Source organism: Streptomyces sp. NPDC054842 (genome assembly GCF_053611025.1).
Genome location: NZ_JBSGZN010000087.1, coordinates 1 through 14626 on the forward strand (window position 1 = coordinate 1; position 14626 = coordinate 14626).

Here is a 14626-nt window from a genome sequence, read left to right on the forward strand (position 1 = left end):
GCCGCGACCGGTCCCCCGATCCGGTCGCGGCCGCGGCGGCTTCGGTGTGCGGCACGGGGGTCAGCAGCCGCCGGAGGGAACCGGGGCGCCGACGCCGATCTGCAGCGTCTCCGCCGCCGGGCCGGCGCAGCAGCCGCCGGACTCCTCGGCCGCGGCAGGCTGGTCGAAGAGCCCCGCGCCGCCGCAGACCCCGGTCTCGGGCAGGGTCAGTTCGACGCGCTCGGCCGCCTCGTGGTCACCGGCGAGGTGGGCGACGACGGAGCGGACCTGCTCGTAGCCGGTCATGGCGAGGAACGTCGGGGCCCGCCCGTAGGACTTCATGCCGACGAGGAAGACGCCCTCCTCCGGGTGCGACAACTCCCGTACGCCGTGCGGGTAGACGGTGCCGCACGAGTGCTGGTTCGGGTCGATCAGCGGGGCGAGTTCGGTCGGCGCCTGAAGACGCTCGTCCAGGCCGAGGCGCAGCTCGTCCAGGAAGGTGAGGTCGGGGCGGAAGCCGGTCAGGCCGATCACCTCGTCGACCGCGTCGAGCCGGCGGCCGTCCTCGGCGACGAGGACCAGACGGCCGTCGCCGTCCCGCTCGACGGCGTCGGTGCGGAAGCCCGTGACGGCGTCGGCGTACCCGTCGTCGACGGCGGCCTTGGCGGCGAGCCCCAGGGCACCGCGGGCGGGAAGCTGGTCGGCGTCGCCGCCGCCGTAGGTGGAGCCGGACAGGCCGCGGCGCAGGATCCACACCGCGTGCGTTCCGGGCTCCTCCTTCGCCAGCTCCGCCACATAGGCGAGGGCGGTGAAGGCCGAGGCGCCGGAGCCGACCACGGCGGTGCGCCTCCCCGCGTACCGGGCGCGGACGGCGGGGTCCTTCAGGTCGGGCACGCGATAGGTGATGCGGTCCGACGCGGCGCGCTCACCGAGGGCCGGAAGTCCGTCGCCGCCGAGGGGGCTGGGCGTGGACCAGGTGCCGGAGGCGTCGATCACGGCGGCGGCGTGGACCCGTTCCTCGGTTCCGTCCGCCGCGACGAGGTGCACGGTGAAGGGCTGGGCCGAGCGGTCGGCGTCGACGACACGGTCGCGGCCGGAACGGGAGACGCCGGTGACCCGGGTGCCGTAGCGGACCCGGTCGCCCAGGAGGTCGGCCAGCGGCTGGAGGTACTGCTCGGCCCAGTCGCCGCCCGTGGGGTACGTGGCACCGTCCGGCGCGGTCCAGCCGGTCGGGGCGAGGAGCTTCTGCGCGGCGGGGTCGACGACCTCGGACCAGGTGGAGAAGAGGCGGACGTGGGCCCACTCGCGGGTCGCGGCCCCGGCGACGGGCCCGGCCTCGATGACGAGGGCGTTCAGTCCCCGTTCGACCAGATGCGCGGCGGCGGCCAGACCTACGGGACCGGCTCCGATGACCACGGTGGGCAGGGCGGCGGTGGACGCGTTCACGAGGACTCCCCGGGTTGTTTCGACGTCTGTCGATGGCTTGTGCGGCCAGGATGGCACTTGTTTTGATGTGCGTCAACATAGACGTTTGTCGAATTCATGGGGCTGGTTCGTTGGTCGGTCCGGTGGTCCGGTGGTCCGGTGGTCCGCTGGTCCGCGAGTGCGAGTGCGAGTGTGAGTGCGAGTAAAGGTGGATCGCAGTGGCCGGGAGCCGGGAGCCGGGAGCCGGGAGCCGGGAGCCGGGAGCGGGGAGCGGGGACGCGGGTGTGCTGGCCGGTCCGGTGGCTGGCGGGCGCGCCCGGCGTCTTACGGCCGCGCCTGGCGTCTGACGACCGCGTCTGGCGTGTGGCGGCCGCGTCTGGCGTCTGACGTCGGCCGGGATCCCGGGGGCCGCCGCGCCCTCCCGTCTTGGTTAGACGTGTGTCAACATAGACGTATGTCGAATGTGACCGTACTGCCGCTGCTGGAGGCCGACACCACGGTTCCGTGCTGCCCGCCGCTGACCGAGCGCCCCCTGAACGCGGAAGAGGCGGAGCGGACCGCCAAGATGTTCAAGGCCCTCGGTGATCCGGTCCGGCTGCGGCTGTTCTCGGCGGTGGCCTCCCACGAGGGCGGCGAGGCGTGCGTCTGCGACATCTCCGACGTCGGCGTCTCGCAGCCGACCGTCTCCCATCACCTGAAGAAGCTCAAGGAAGCCGGGCTGCTGTCGTCCGAGCGGCGCGGAACGTGGGTGTACTACCGCGTCGAACCGTCCGTGCTCGCCGCCATGGGCGCCCTCTTGGGCGGCGCCGGCCGGTAGACCTCCTGCCGGGGACCCGCCCCTTGGGCCGAGGCGGGCGCGATGCCGGCGAAGGTGTCCGTGAACGCACGAAATACCTCCGCACGCGCGGACGGCTCCCGCCCTGTCTCCAGGGGAGGGAGCCGTCCGCGTGTGCAGAGGTCGTGCCGTCAGCGGGTTACGCGTGGCGGTGCGAGTGCCGGTTGCCGGTGACGAGACGGTAGATGAAGAGCAGGATCACGGAGCCGATGATCGCGGCGATCCAGGTGGAGAGTTCGAAGAACCCGTCGACGGAGTCGACGCCGAAGACGACCTTGCCGAGCCAGCCACCGAGCAGACCACCGGCGATGCCGATGAGCATGGTGATGATGATGCCGCCCGGGTCCTTGCCCGGCATCAGGGCCTTGGCGATGGCACCGGCGAGAAGGCCGATGATGATCCACGCGATGATGCCCATGGTGTGCCTCCGTTGATCGTGTAGGTGTTGTGTCAGTTCACCGTCTGCACCGTCTCCGCCCGAACAAACGTCCCGTTCGCCTCGCAGTTCAGAACCACCCCGGAGCCGCGAACAGCGGGAAGCCGGGCCCGTTTTCGATGCGCGAGCCGCGGGAAGACGGATCGTTTCCGCCTACGCGAGACGGGGGACAGCGGGCCCTGTTCCGCTCTGGTGGTGAGCCCTCTTCCTCGACGGGCAGTCGCAGTGGGCCCTCATCTGCGAAGAGGTCGTCGACGGGATCTGGTGACCCGGCTGAAGCCCGAAGCGGCTGTGTGCTGGGCGTTCCGGCCTTGTCCCGGCCCTCGTCGCGGCACCACTCCCCGCCCCCCCCAAAGGTCCTCCGTTCTCCTTTCGCGTCTGAGGCAACCGATCTCGTCCGGACGGTGGTCTGGAGGGCGAGGGAGGGTGCTCGATGCAGGCCGAACAAGAGGACCGGTTCAAGGAGTTCGTCAGAGCGCGGTGGTCACAACTGGTGCGGACCGCGTATCTGCTGACGGGAGACGTCCACGACGCCGAGGATCTCACGCAGACCGCGCTGGCCAAGGCGTACCGGTCGTGGTGGCGCATCTCGCGCACCGACAACCCGGAGGCGTACGTCCGGCGGATGCTGGTCACCTGCAACAGCGACCGCTTCCGCAAGCGCCGGGTCGCCGAGTCGCTGACCGCCGCTCCGCCCGACACGGCGGGGCGGGACGAGTCCGCGGGCCGGGTGGAGGAGCGCGGCTCCCTGCTCGCCGGTCTGGCCCAACTGCCCGCGCGGCAGCGGGCGGTGGTGGTGCTGCGGTACTGGGAGGACCTGTCGGAGGCGGAGGTCGCCGAAGTGCTCGGCTGCTCGACCGGCACGGTCAAGAGCCAGGCGTCCAAGGGGCTGGCGAAGTTGCGTACGTATCCGGGGCTGGCCGCGAATCGCACGGTGTCCGGCGGACAGGGAGGCGCCAGGTGAACGGGGCGGAAGACGAGCGGAGGTCCGGTTACGGGACGGCCGGGGCGCAGGACGAGGGCCACGGCTTCGAGGAGCGGATGCGCGCGCTGCTGGCCGAGGACGCGTACACCATCAGGCCGTCAGCCGTGCCGTACACCGAGATCCGGCGGCGCGGTCTGACCGAGCGCAGGCGGCGTGCGGCGGTGACCGGAGCCGTGCTGGTGTCGCTGGTCGCGCTGCCGGTGGGGACGTACGCCCTGGCCGGCGAACACGGGGAGCGCGGAGCGCGGACGGCGGCGGCCGGGCCGTCGGACGGTGTCCCGCGGACCACATCGAAGCCCTCGACCGCGCAGCCGTCGAGTCCCAACAGCGCATCAGGCACAGGGCAGTTGCTCGACGGGATCACCTTCGCCGAGGCGACGGCCGGACTGGAGACGTGCCTGACCGCGGAGGGCGGAGGGCCGTCCGCGCGTGGCCGCGCGCTGGGGAAGGCCGAGGACTACCGGATCATTCTGGCGGCGAAGAGTAATGGTGCCAGGGCCACCGGCGACGGTTTTCACGTCGTCGCGGTGAGCGAGCGGTCGGCGGGTCGGCGGGTGGTCTGCGGCATCGAGAACGGTGAGCCGTCCGGCATCAGCACGGGCACCAGTGACAGCGATCCGCCCGACGCCGGCCCGGTCGTGCCGGACGTCAACGCGAGCGAGCTGTTCCGGCAGCCGCTCGCCGCCAAGGGCGACTGGCAACTCCCCTTCCGCTGGGGGGTCGTGGGGACGGTCGAGTCCTCCGTGGCCAAGGTGAGCGTCTCCTACGGCGGCGCCACTCACCGGGCCGTCCTGGACCACGGCTGGTTCGTCGCCTCCGGCGTCCTGGACCGGCAGGTCACCACGGCACCGCACATCAAGGGCTACGACGATGCCGGCGACCTCGTCTACGACTCGGACGAGGACAAGTACTGGCCCCGGAACCTGCCGTGACGGGACCGGGCCGGCGGACGTGCCGCACAGGGGTCGGCGCGTCGGCCGGCCCGCGTACCGGTGTGCGCGGAAGGCGCGACGGGCCGGTCACGTCCTCCGCCGCCATGGACGTACCGCAATCCGCCAAGTGGCAGTGAGGGGAGACGAGATGGGGACGAGAGCACGCGGGAGGACGGCACGGCCACGGGTTCACCCCACCGATGAACCCGGACGCCGTCACCGCCCGTACGGCGAGGAGAGCCATCGCGTACGACCGGTGGACGCGCCCGCAGCGGACGCCGGATCCGCCCAGGGGACCGGGAAGGGCACGGAGACGACGGGGCCCGTGAACGGGGGCCGGCACGGCAGACGGCCCAGGGGCAGCCGGAGTGCCCGCAGGCGGCGCGGACACCGGGCCCTGCGCTGGTCGTCGACGGTCCTGGCGGTCCTGATGCTCGGCACCGCCGGTGCCGGATATCTCTACTACCAGCACCTGAACGGCAACATCAGGAAGGACGACCTGAACCTCGGCGACGAGAGGGACAGGCCCGCGAAGGCCGAGGCCAACGCGGCGGGCCAGACACCGCTCAACATCCTCCTGATCGGCTCCGACGCGCGGGACACCGAGGAGAACCAGAAACTCGGCGCCGCCAGGGACACCTTCAACGGTGTGCCTCTCGCGGACGTCCAGATGCTGCTGCACCTCTCCGCCGACCGCACCAACATGTCGGTCGTCAGCGTGCCGCGCGACACGCTGGTGGACATACCTAAGTGCACGGACCCCGATGACGGCAAGGTCTATCCGGCCACCGTCCTGCCCACGGCCGTCAACCAGTCGCTGGGCCGCGGCGGTCCCGGCTGCACCGTGGCGACCTGGGAGAAACTCACCGGCATCCACATCGACCACTTCATGAAGATCGACTTCGCGGGTGTGGTGTCGATGGCGGACGCGATCGGCGGCGTCCCGGTCTGCGTGGACGCCAACATCCTCTCCCGGGACCGCCAGGGCCACGGATCGGGACTGAAACTGAAGAAGGGCACCCACCCGGTCAAGGGCGAGCAGGCCCTGCAGTGGCTGCGTACGCGCTACGGCTTCGGCGACGGCAGTGACCTGATGCGCGCCCGGGCCCAGCACATGTACATGAACGCGATGGTCCGGCGGCTGCGCGAGAACACCACCCTCACCGAACCGGGCAGGCTGCGCTCCCTCGCCGAGACCGCCACCGAGGCGCTGACCGTCGACGGCGGCCTCGGCACGGTGAAGAAGCTGTACGACCTCGCCACCGAGCTGCGCAAAGTGCCCACCAAGGGCATCACGATGACGACGATGCCCAATCGCTACGCGGGCGCCCGGGTGAAGCCCACGGAGGATGCCTTCACGCTGTTCCGCCTCGTGCGCGAGGACATCGCGCTCACCGGCAAGGGCAAGCGCGAGAAGGCTGCCGGGACGAAGGCCTCCGACGATCCGGCCGCCGACAAGGACGAGATCGTCGACGACTCACTCCCGGACACGGCGGACGCCCTGAACGCGGCCGACAGGGGCAGGTGCATGCCGGTTGACCCGGACTACACCTGGTGACTCCGAAACCGGGGGAGGAGCGGCGCGGAACACCCGACCGAAGGGGTGAGGACCGTCCCGCCGGCCGGAAGGGGTGAGGGCCGTCCCGCCGGGCGAAGCGGGGGAGGGCCGACGACCGACCCTCCCGCTCGGCGACGAAGACGCCGTACGGCGTCAGGACGCCGTACGGCCGTCGCGTGCCGCCCGCCGCCCGCCGCCCGCCGCAGGTCAGCTGCGCAGGAAGCCCCCGTACTGCTGCTGCTGGAGCTGGCTGTCGATCTGCTTCACGGTCTCGATGCCCACGCTCACGATGATGAGGATGCTGGTACCGCTGAGCTGGTTGGCCCCGCCGAAACTGGCGAACGCCACCGTCGGTACCAGCGCGACGAAGGCGAGATAGATGGAGCCCGGCCAGGTGAGCCTGTTGAGGACGTAGCTCAGGTACTGGGCGGTGGCTCGGCCGGCACGCAGCCCGGGGACGAAGCCGCCGGCCTGCTGGATATTGCCCGCCACCTCGTCCGGGTTGAACGTGATGGAGACGTAGAAGAAGGCGAAGAACAGCGTCAGGAAGAAATAGGCGATCAGGTAGTACGGGTGATTTCCCTGCGTGAAGTTGCGCTGCAGCCAGGTCGCCCATCCGGAATCGGATCCCGAGAACTGCGCGATGAGCGGGGGGACGTACAGGATCGACGAGGCGAAGATGACCGGGACGATGCCGGCCTGGTTCACGCGTAGCGGGATGTAGGTCGACGTTCCGCCGTAGGACTTCCGGCCGATCACGCGTTTCGCGTACTGCACCGGAATGCGGCGCTGCCCCTGTTCCACGAAGACCACCACGCCCACCAGCGCCAGGCCGATGAGGATGACGCTGAAGAAGCTGATCCAGCCGTCCGCGATCTCGCCGCTCTGCTTGATCGCCCAGAGGGTGCTGGGAAGGGTGGACGCCGTGGCGATGAAGATGAGCAGCGACATGCCGTTGCCGATCCCGCGGTCGGTGATCAGCTCGCCGAGCCACATCACGCACGTCGTCCCCGCGGTGACCGTGATGACCATGACGGCGGCGGTGAACAGCGACTTGTCGGGAACGACCTGGTCGGCCACGGGGCAGCTGGAGAAGATGGCACCGCTGCGGGCGGCGGCGACCAGACCGGCCCCCTGGAGGAGGGCGAGCGCGACCGTAAGGTAGCGGGTGTACTGAGTGATCTTGGCTTGTCCGGCGCTGCCCTGTTTCTTCAGATCTTCGAGCCTCGGAATGACCACGGTCAGCAATTGCACGATGATGCTCGACGTGATGTAGGGCAGGATTCCCAGCGCGAAAATGGTGATCTGCAGGAGTGCGCCCCCGCTGAACACGTTGGCGAGACCGAGCAACCCTTGCGAGGTGGAGGCGTTGGTGCATTGCTCCACGCGCGCGTAACTGACGCCAGGGATGGGGACATGCGTTCCGAGGCGGTAGATCACCAGAATGCCCAGCGTGAAGAGAATCTTTTTCCGCAGTTCGCGGTGCGTGAAAACCTGCGCGAATTTGGTGAGCATGTCCGGTCTCGTCCTTCCCTACCTCCGGCCGACTCGGGAAGTGAGGTCTGTGTGGGTCGATTCAGGGCAGCGCAATGACCCGCCGGACCCGGCCCACGGTGCATCAGGGACATATCCGCGCGGCTCCGCCGAGAAGGGCGTGAACTTCATGATTGGAGCAGTGCAGCAGGCTCGCAACCTGGCTCCGGGGCGCGGAGCGGTCGAGGCCGGGCGAGGCCGTACGAGGTTGTGGTCGCAGGGGGGCGAGGTCGTACGGGGGCGCGCCCGTACGAGGAGACAGCCGCTGTCAGCCGTCGGGGCCGGGGAGCGCACCGACGGCGCTGCTGGGCGCCACTCCGTCCAGGGGCGGAGAGGCGGAGGCGAGCACCCGTCCGAGTGAGGCACGCGGAACGGGCTACCTCGTCGGCTCGGGCTCGGCATCGTGGCGGTCAAAGGGCCAGGTGGTCGCGGCGCCGAGCCGTCCCCATGCCCTCGGCGCGCCCCCAGTACCCGGGCTCTACTCGGCCCACGGCGCGAAGCCGGTGTCCAGGACGGCGGTGAGAGCCGCGCGGAGCTGCGCCGCCTCGCTCGCGCCGAAATTCTCCTCGAACTGTGCCTGGACCTGTTGCCACAGCGGCAGCGCTTCCTTGAGCCGGACGACGCCCTCCGGCGTGATCGCGGCGATCCGCGCCCGGCGGTCGGTCGCCGAGGTCTCGACGGTGACCAGTCCCTCCCGGGCGAGCGGCTTGAGGTTCGACGCCATGGTCGTACGGTCCATGGCGATCATGTCCGCCAGTTGCGTGATCGTCACCTCGCCCTGGGCGTGCAGCTTCTGCAGGATGCTGAACTGGGTCGACCGCAGGCCGACGGGAGCCAGGGCCTTGTCATAGGTCGCGCCGAGATACCGGGCGGCTTTGCGCAGGGCCAGGTTGTTGCACGCGTCCGCGCGGTCCGTCGGCGTAGGGCTCATGGTTTCCTCCGTTGCGTCTTCCTCCCATGATACGAGCGGTTGCGCGTAATCACGGCGCCCGCGGCCGCGGCTGCGCCGGCGCCCGCACCCGCGTCACCGGAAGCCCGCCGCGCCTCACCTGTGGTGACCTGGTCCGTCTTCCTCGGCAACCGCGCCCTACTTCGTCCACGGCGGTCTGCCTGCCTGGCCCGGCCCCGATGGCAGACCCCGTTACGACGGGTTACCGACACTCATGGGCCAAGCGGCGACGCTCGGCCCATCAGCTTTCGCGGGTTCCAGGGTGCACCGCCAATGGTCGGCGCGCCCGCGGCGCAGGGGGTCCTACTGGGCGGTGTCCTGGGCGGCCTGCTCGATGATGCGGGTGACGGCGCCGGGCCGCGAGACCGTGACGGCGTGGGAGGCCTTGACCTCGGTGGTGTGGGCGTGGGCGCGGCGGGCCATGAAGCGCTGGGCGGCCGGCGGGATGTTGTAGTCCTCGGTGGCGATGAGGGTGTAGGAGGGGATCGTCTTCCAGGCGGCGGCCGTGGCGCCCTCTTCCAGGGCGGCGGAGGCGACCGGCCGCTGAGTGGCGGCCATCAGGTCGGCGACGCGGGCGGGGACGTCGGCGGCGAACTGGTGGTGGAACTTGTCGGGCTTGATGTAGAGGTCGGTTCCGGTGCCGCCGCCGGGCAGCGGGAAGGGGACCGCGTCGAGGGTGGGGCCCAGGGTGCTGCCGGGGTACTTGTTGGACAGCTCCAGCGCGCTCTCGCCCTTGTCGGGGCTGAACGCGGCGATGTAGACGAGTGCCTTCACCTGCGGCGAGTTGGCGGCGGCCTCGCTGATGACGGCGCCGCCGTAGGAGTGTCCGGCCAGGACGACCGGGCCCTCCACGTGGTCCAGGACGCTGTGGAGGTAGTCGGCGTCGGTGGCCAGTCCACGCAGCGGGTTGGCCACCGCGAGGACCGGATAGCCGTCCTTCCGCAGGCGCTCGACGACCCCGTTCCAGCTGGAGGAGTCCGCGAAGGCGCCGTGCACCAGCACCACCGTCGGCTTCGGCTGGGAGGTGCGGGCCTCGTTCTTCGCGGCGCTGGCCGACGTGGCCGGGGTCAGGGCGAGCGCCGCGACGGTGGCGGCCGCGCCCAGCGCTACCACGTGCTTGCGGGTCGGGCGGAACGCGGTCTTCTTGACGGACATGGTGACTCCCCATTCGTACACGTCTCGTTTCGCCTTCCTGCCTGGCGGCCGGGGCGATACTGAGAAAGCTAGTGCACGATTCCCTCGTGCACAAGTTAAGTGGGTCCGATAGAATCGGTTTGCCCGGCATGTCGGGGAGAGTTCGTCCGGCGGCAGGCCGGAACCGAGGAAGAGGGGAACCAACCGTGAACGAAGAGCAGCACGCGCCGGACGAGTTCAGGATGCTCCTGGAAGATCACGTGTGCTTCACCCTCTACGCGGCCTCTCGCGCCGTCACCAGCGCGTACCGGCCCCTGCTGGACGCCGTCGGCCTCACCTATCCCCAGTACCTCGTGATGGTCGTGCTCTGGCAGCAGAAGACGGCCCCGGTCAAGGACCTGGTCGCCACGCTGCACCTGGAGTACGGAACGCTCACGCCACTGATCAAGCGGCTGGAGGCCAACGGCCTGGTCAAGCGCCGGCGGCGAGAGGACGACGAGCGGGTCGTGGAGGTCGCTCTCACGCCCGAGGGCGCCGCGCTGCGCGAGCGCGTCCTCGACATCGCCCCTGCGGTCGGCGGCAGCATGGGACTGACCGCCGCTGAACTCCAGACGGTGCAGAGCCTGTTGCGCCGGCTGACGGTGAGCGTGATGCAGGGTTCCGCCGCCGCCCGCGACTGAGGCGCGGGGCAGGGGGCCTGTCCGTCAACGAGGGTGCTCCGGCCGTCAGATGACTGCCGGGGCGCTGCCCCTACGACCACTCACTGACGGCCGCGAGGTTCGCTCGCTCGGGTGAGGTGCTGCGGGGACGCGGACGCCGCGTCGACGCAGGCCGCTGCTGGACGGCCACTTGGGATGGGCTCACGCCAACTGCCTTCCGCGGTGCGGCAGTCGCGTGGGCGGCGCGAGACGTTGGCATCTGCGCGGCCAGGCGAATCCTGGAGTGACCGGTGCGGCCGCGCCGCGACTCCGCTCCGTACGGTCGTGGCGGCGACGTGCCGCCAGGGACTGGCGACGTGCCTACAGGGGCTGGTCCTCCTGGTCGCCCCTGGCGATCCGCGTCAGTACCTCGGCGGCAGCGGCCACGTCGCAGCCGTCGAGACGGGAGAAGACGTGTCGCCGGACGCTGGCCAGGTTGGTGGGCCAGGCCTGCTCCAGCCGTGTCCGCCCCGAGTTCGTGAGTACGGCGAGCAGGGACCGTCCGTCCTTGGGGGACTGCGCCCGCAGGACGAGCCCCTGGCTTTCCAGCCGGTTGACGAGCCTGGACATCCCGCTGATGGAGAGCCCGCAGGTATTGGCCAGCTCGCTCATGGAGAGCTGGTTGTGCTTGGCCTCGGAGAGGTGGACCAGCACCATGTACTCGGTGCCGGAGAGCTGCTGCTCTTCGAGCATGTCGGCGTCGACGACGCGAGGCAGGAAGGACATCACCCTGCCGAGGGCCCGGAGGAACGCCTCCTCGTCGGGGTTGAGGGGTTCGATCGCCGACACATTGACCATGCGCACAGTCTAGGTGCGTCACTGTGGCCGTCCGAGGGGCCGTCCGACGGCCGTACCGTCGGCTCTCGCGGGGCTCCAAGCGCGCGCGTGACAGTCGTCGGGCGACGGTCGGGCGTCGGAGAATGCTGCCGCTTATGCCGCCACCGGGCGCTCGGGCCCCGCGTTCATGTCATCGTCCGCCGCCCGAGCCGCCCGGCGACTGAGGGTCCACGGTCCCGGACTCACGCATCCGCTATGACATCGCGCGCTTTTTGCGAATAACACTTGGCCACGAATAGGCAGTCGTCACGCGCAAGGGTGCCCTGCTCGATATCGGACGTTGTGAGGTCGTTCCGGACTTTACGCAACTTACTCGACCCGCTTGGGCCAAAAAAATGCGGCCCAACGGACGGGGGATGACCGTTGGGCCGCAGCTCTTACTCTACCCCACCATTCGCTGGCGTCGAACTCGCCGGGTAAAGAGGAATAGCTGGCTGAATGTGCAGTTCAGGCGGCAAGAAGGTCATACGCCGCTCTCGCCAGTCGGGGCGGCACGCACTCCCGCCCATAGTTGACCAGACAAGTATCAATGTGGCAAGTGTGGGACTGCTCGCGGTGTGCATGTCAGGCGGGCGACCGGCCCTGCCGTGCGCGTCAGACGATCGACCGGCTCAGCAGGTCGAGGCGTACGACCAGGACGGCCGCGACGGTGGCCACGATCACGAGGGTCGCCGCCGTGAGTGCGAGGTTGCGTCGCCGGACCTCCGGTCGCAGAGCGTGCTGTGCCGCGCTGGTCACCTTCCGCTTCGTCCAGCGCAGGACCACCTGTGCCCACGTGAACTCGCCGGCCCAGATCGCCACACCGGCGAAGATCACCACCCAGCCCGGGCCGGGAAGCGGCAGCAGGATGATGCCGACGCCCACCACGGCGAGACCGGTGATGAAGACGCCGATCCGCCAGAACAGGTGCAGGAGTCTCGATCGCTTGACGAAGCGGGGCGCCCTGGAGCCGTACGGTTTCGCCGCGGTCATCGTCGACGGGGTGGCTTCCTCGCCGGCCGGGTCTGCCGACGGTCCCGTCCGTGAGTCGCGGCGCCTGACCGGCTCCTGTACTGGACGACCTGCCTCAGTCATGGAATCCACCATCGTGTCTCGGTGCACAGAATCTGCTCGGAAACGAAAAGCCGGCCCCGACTGGTTTCCCTCGTGCGGGGGGCCGTCTTCAGGTTCGTGTGACGTGACCGGTGAGCCGCGACTGACGCCGCACACCGGACGTAACCCTTCCAAGGGGTGACTTCTCGCGGGTATTCCCGCCACTTACGGATGCGGCCCTGTGACTTTCCCCGCGACTCGGTGCACGTACTTAACGGTTGTGGGTCTCACGGCGGACCTCGCCCGGCGCGGCGGCGTGGCCAGGAACGTCAACGACGGTTCACGTCAACGGGGTTGTGAGAAAGCTTCGAGGGCTCGGAATGCTGCTGTTGCGCCTGCCCGGTTCTGGAGAGTGACTGGAGTATGGACCTCAAACTCGAACTCGCCGTTCTGCCTGTGTCCGACGTCGACCGCGCGAAGGCTTTCTACGAGAAGGCCGGGTTCCGTGTGGATCTCGACGCGAGCCCCACCGATCAATGGAGGGCAGTGCATCTCACACCCCCTGGATCCGAGTGCGCCATCCTGCTGGGCAAGGGCCTCACCGCGGCGCCTCCCGGTTCCACCCAGGGCCTCTACCTCGTGGTCACCGACGTCGAGGCGGCACGGGGGGAACTCGTGGACCGCGGCATCGACGTGAGCGAGGTGTTCCACGACGCCAAGGGCCTGCTCTTCCACGGCCATGCGGACGGCGCGGTCGTGCACGACGTCCCGGGGCAGGAACGCCAGGCGGGCCCTCACCCTGACCGTGCCTCGTACGGCTCCTACGCCACCTTCAGTGACCCCGACGGCAACGGCTGGGTTCTCCAGGAGATCACGCAGCGAGCCCCCGGCCGCTGATGTCCGCCCCTCCCGCGTGACGGCGACTCGGACCGCTCCCGACGCGAGGGACCCATGCCGGCGGGCGTGAACCGCACCGTTTCCGGCCGGCCGCTACGACTGCCGGTACAGCGTGGCGACAGCCGTACGCGAGAGGAACGCCTCGGCGCGGTCCCACGTCCAGCCGTTCTCGACCACGAGCACCCGCCAGCCGGAGGGGCCGAACCAGAACCACAGCCAGTCCGCCGTCTCCTCCTCCGAACAGGTGGGGGCGGGAGTCAATGCGTGCAGATGGTGGGCGATGGCGACCAGGGCGGCCCGGTAGTCCGCCGTGGCGCGCTGCCACAGTGCCTCGCCGTTCTCGTGGACCGGCAGGGCCCGGTGGATCGCCTCGTGCACGAGGAAGAGTTCGTCGTTGCCCGCGCGCGTACCGCCGGCCAGTACCCCCAGGACTGCCTCGGGTGTCTGCTGTTCGAGGACCTGCCGGACGGCGTCCTCGTAACCGGACGCGGCCACTCCCCGGGTGACGATCTGGTCCAGGACGTCGCTCTTGCTGCCCACGCTCGCGAACACGGTCTTCGCCGACACACCCGCGGCCGAAGCGATGTCCGCGACCGTCACCAGCCCGTATCCGCGACTCGCGAACAGCTCGGTGGCGCACTGGAGGATCTGCTCCCGGGTCCGCGCGGCCGCCTGTTCGCGCAAGGGGGAGACGTAGGACCGCTTCGGAGGCATCGCACCATCCTACGTGGGTACAGCGACACGCTAATGATTAGGTACCCTGTCACCTCAATAGGCGTCCCTTGGGTCGCCAGGTGACGAGAGGGTTGTGACCGATCATGGCGATGAGTGCCACCGAGCTTGCCGAAGGGCTTTTCCGGGTCCTGGAGGCCGGAGACGCGAACCTGGCCGCCGAGGTGGTCGCGGACGACTTCCGCAACCGCGAGGCGGCCGTGTCGCCCGCGGCCTGCTCGATTCCGGGTCCGGCGGGCGTCCTCGCCTCCAGCGCATGGATGCGGTCGGCTTTCAGCGAGCTGCGCTTCCCCGTCACGGAGACGGCCGGCAACGACCATCAGGTCTGGGTCCGGCTGCGCATGGTGGGCCGCCACACGGGAGCCTTCGTCCGCTACCGGGACGGCGCGCTCGACCAGGCCGTGCCCCCGACGGGACGCGAGATCGACTTCGAGCAGATCCACGTCCTCGAACTGCGCGACGGCAAGGTCGTCGGCCACGAGGCGGTGCGGGACGACATCACCATGCTGGGTCAGCTCGGCGTCTTCCCGCCCACTCCGGCGGCCGCGCTGCGCATGGTCGGCTGGAAGGTGAGCGGACGTGCCGCCCGTGCCGCCGCCGAGGTGGCGGGACGGGCGGGCGACGCCGCCGCGCGCGTGCGGCACGCCCGCGGGGGGGGCGGCCG

Annotated in this window: 14 protein-coding genes and 1 pseudogene; 7 read left to right on the forward strand and 8 right to left on the reverse strand. The window is 70.0% G+C overall.

Annotated features, from left to right (window positions below; genetic code table 11):
• Positions 1–60: 60 nt before the first annotated feature.
• Positions 61–1425, reverse strand: a complete 1365-nt coding sequence (locus tag ACWGIS_RS35735; RefSeq protein ID WP_453366679.1) for an NAD(P)-binding domain-containing protein — start codon at positions 1423–1425, stop codon at positions 61–63.
• Positions 1426–1858: 433 nt separating this feature from the next.
• Between ACWGIS_RS35735 and ACWGIS_RS35740 the strand changes: the two genes are divergently transcribed.
• Positions 1859–2221, forward strand: a complete 363-nt coding sequence (locus tag ACWGIS_RS35740; RefSeq protein WP_453366680.1) for an ArsR/SmtB family transcription factor — start codon at positions 1859–1861, stop codon at positions 2219–2221.
• A gap of 157 nt (positions 2222–2378) precedes the next feature.
• Here the strand turns inward: ACWGIS_RS35740 and ACWGIS_RS35745 are convergent, their stop codons facing one another.
• Positions 2379–2657 carry a GlsB/YeaQ/YmgE family stress response membrane protein gene (locus ACWGIS_RS35745; protein ID WP_453366681.1) on the reverse strand — a complete coding sequence of 93 codons (279 nt, stop codon included), beginning with the start codon at positions 2655–2657 and terminating at the stop codon, positions 2379–2381.
• A 451-nt stretch (positions 2658–3108) separates the two neighbouring features.
• Between ACWGIS_RS35745 and ACWGIS_RS35750 the strand changes: the two genes are divergently transcribed.
• From ACWGIS_RS35750 to ACWGIS_RS35760, 3 genes and pseudogenes are all read left to right on the forward strand, one after another.
• Positions 3109–3639: a SigE family RNA polymerase sigma factor gene (locus ACWGIS_RS35750; protein WP_453366682.1), complete on the forward strand. Its 531-nt coding sequence runs from the start codon at positions 3109–3111 to the stop codon at positions 3637–3639.
• A complete protein-coding gene (locus ACWGIS_RS35755; protein ID WP_453366683.1) occupies positions 3636–4592 on the forward strand; it encodes a hypothetical protein in 957 nt (318 codons plus the stop codon). Before ACWGIS_RS35750 ends, ACWGIS_RS35755 begins: the two co-directional genes overlap by 4 nt.
• 148 nt (positions 4593–4740) lie before the next feature.
• Positions 4741–6060: pseudogene (locus ACWGIS_RS35760) on the forward strand (LCP family protein); the annotation flags it as partial.
• Between the two features lie 297 nt (positions 6061–6357).
• On the opposite strand, the gene secY reads toward ACWGIS_RS35760, so the two are convergent.
• From secY to ACWGIS_RS35775, 3 genes are all read right to left on the reverse strand, one after another.
• A complete protein-coding gene (gene secY, locus ACWGIS_RS35765) occupies positions 6358–7665 on the reverse strand; it encodes a preprotein translocase subunit SecY (protein ID WP_453366684.1) in 1308 nt (435 codons plus the stop codon).
• Positions 7666–8161: 496 nt separating this feature from the next.
• On the reverse strand, positions 8162–8614 hold the full coding sequence (locus ACWGIS_RS35770; protein ID WP_453366685.1) for a MarR family winged helix-turn-helix transcriptional regulator: 453 nt from the start codon (positions 8612–8614) through the stop codon (positions 8162–8164).
• 321 nt (positions 8615–8935) lie between these two features.
• Positions 8936–9787, reverse strand: coding sequence for an alpha/beta fold hydrolase (locus ACWGIS_RS35775; RefSeq protein ID WP_453366686.1), 852 nt, complete (start codon positions 9785–9787; stop codon positions 8936–8938).
• A gap of 221 nt (positions 9788–10008) precedes the next feature.
• Between ACWGIS_RS35775 and ACWGIS_RS35780 the strand changes: the two genes are divergently transcribed.
• Complete coding sequence (locus ACWGIS_RS35780) at positions 10009–10446, forward strand: MarR family winged helix-turn-helix transcriptional regulator (RefSeq protein WP_453366692.1); 438 nt, start codon at positions 10009–10011, stop codon at positions 10444–10446.
• 339 nt (positions 10447–10785) lie between these two features.
• Here the strand turns inward: ACWGIS_RS35780 and ACWGIS_RS35785 are convergent, their stop codons facing one another.
• Both ACWGIS_RS35785 and ACWGIS_RS35790 read right to left on the reverse strand, forming a co-directional pair.
• Positions 10786–11262 carry a MarR family winged helix-turn-helix transcriptional regulator gene (locus ACWGIS_RS35785; RefSeq protein ID WP_453366687.1) on the reverse strand — a complete coding sequence of 159 codons (477 nt, stop codon included), beginning with the start codon at positions 11260–11262 and terminating at the stop codon, positions 10786–10788.
• Between the two features lie 633 nt (positions 11263–11895).
• The gene (locus ACWGIS_RS35790) at positions 11896–12273 is read right to left on the reverse strand and encodes a TIGR02611 family protein (RefSeq protein WP_453366688.1); all 378 of its coding nucleotides are present in this window, start codon (positions 12271–12273) and stop codon (positions 11896–11898) included.
• A 483-nt stretch (positions 12274–12756) separates the two neighbouring features.
• Here ACWGIS_RS35790 and ACWGIS_RS35795 point away from each other — a divergent pair, with 483 nt between their 5' ends.
• The gene (locus ACWGIS_RS35795) at positions 12757–13230 is read left to right on the forward strand and encodes a VOC family protein (RefSeq protein ID WP_453366689.1); all 474 of its coding nucleotides are present in this window, start codon (positions 12757–12759) and stop codon (positions 13228–13230) included.
• 93 nt (positions 13231–13323) lie between these two features.
• Here ACWGIS_RS35795 and ACWGIS_RS35800 read toward each other — a convergent pair whose 3' ends face one another.
• The gene (locus ACWGIS_RS35800) at positions 13324–13944 is read right to left on the reverse strand and encodes a TetR/AcrR family transcriptional regulator (protein ID WP_453366690.1); all 621 of its coding nucleotides are present in this window, start codon (positions 13942–13944) and stop codon (positions 13324–13326) included.
• A 104-nt stretch (positions 13945–14048) separates the two neighbouring features.
• Between ACWGIS_RS35800 and ACWGIS_RS35805 the strand changes: the two genes are divergently transcribed.
• Positions 14049–14626, forward strand: a 578-nt coding sequence (locus ACWGIS_RS35805) for an ester cyclase (RefSeq protein WP_453366691.1), incomplete at its 3' end; no start/stop codon positions are given.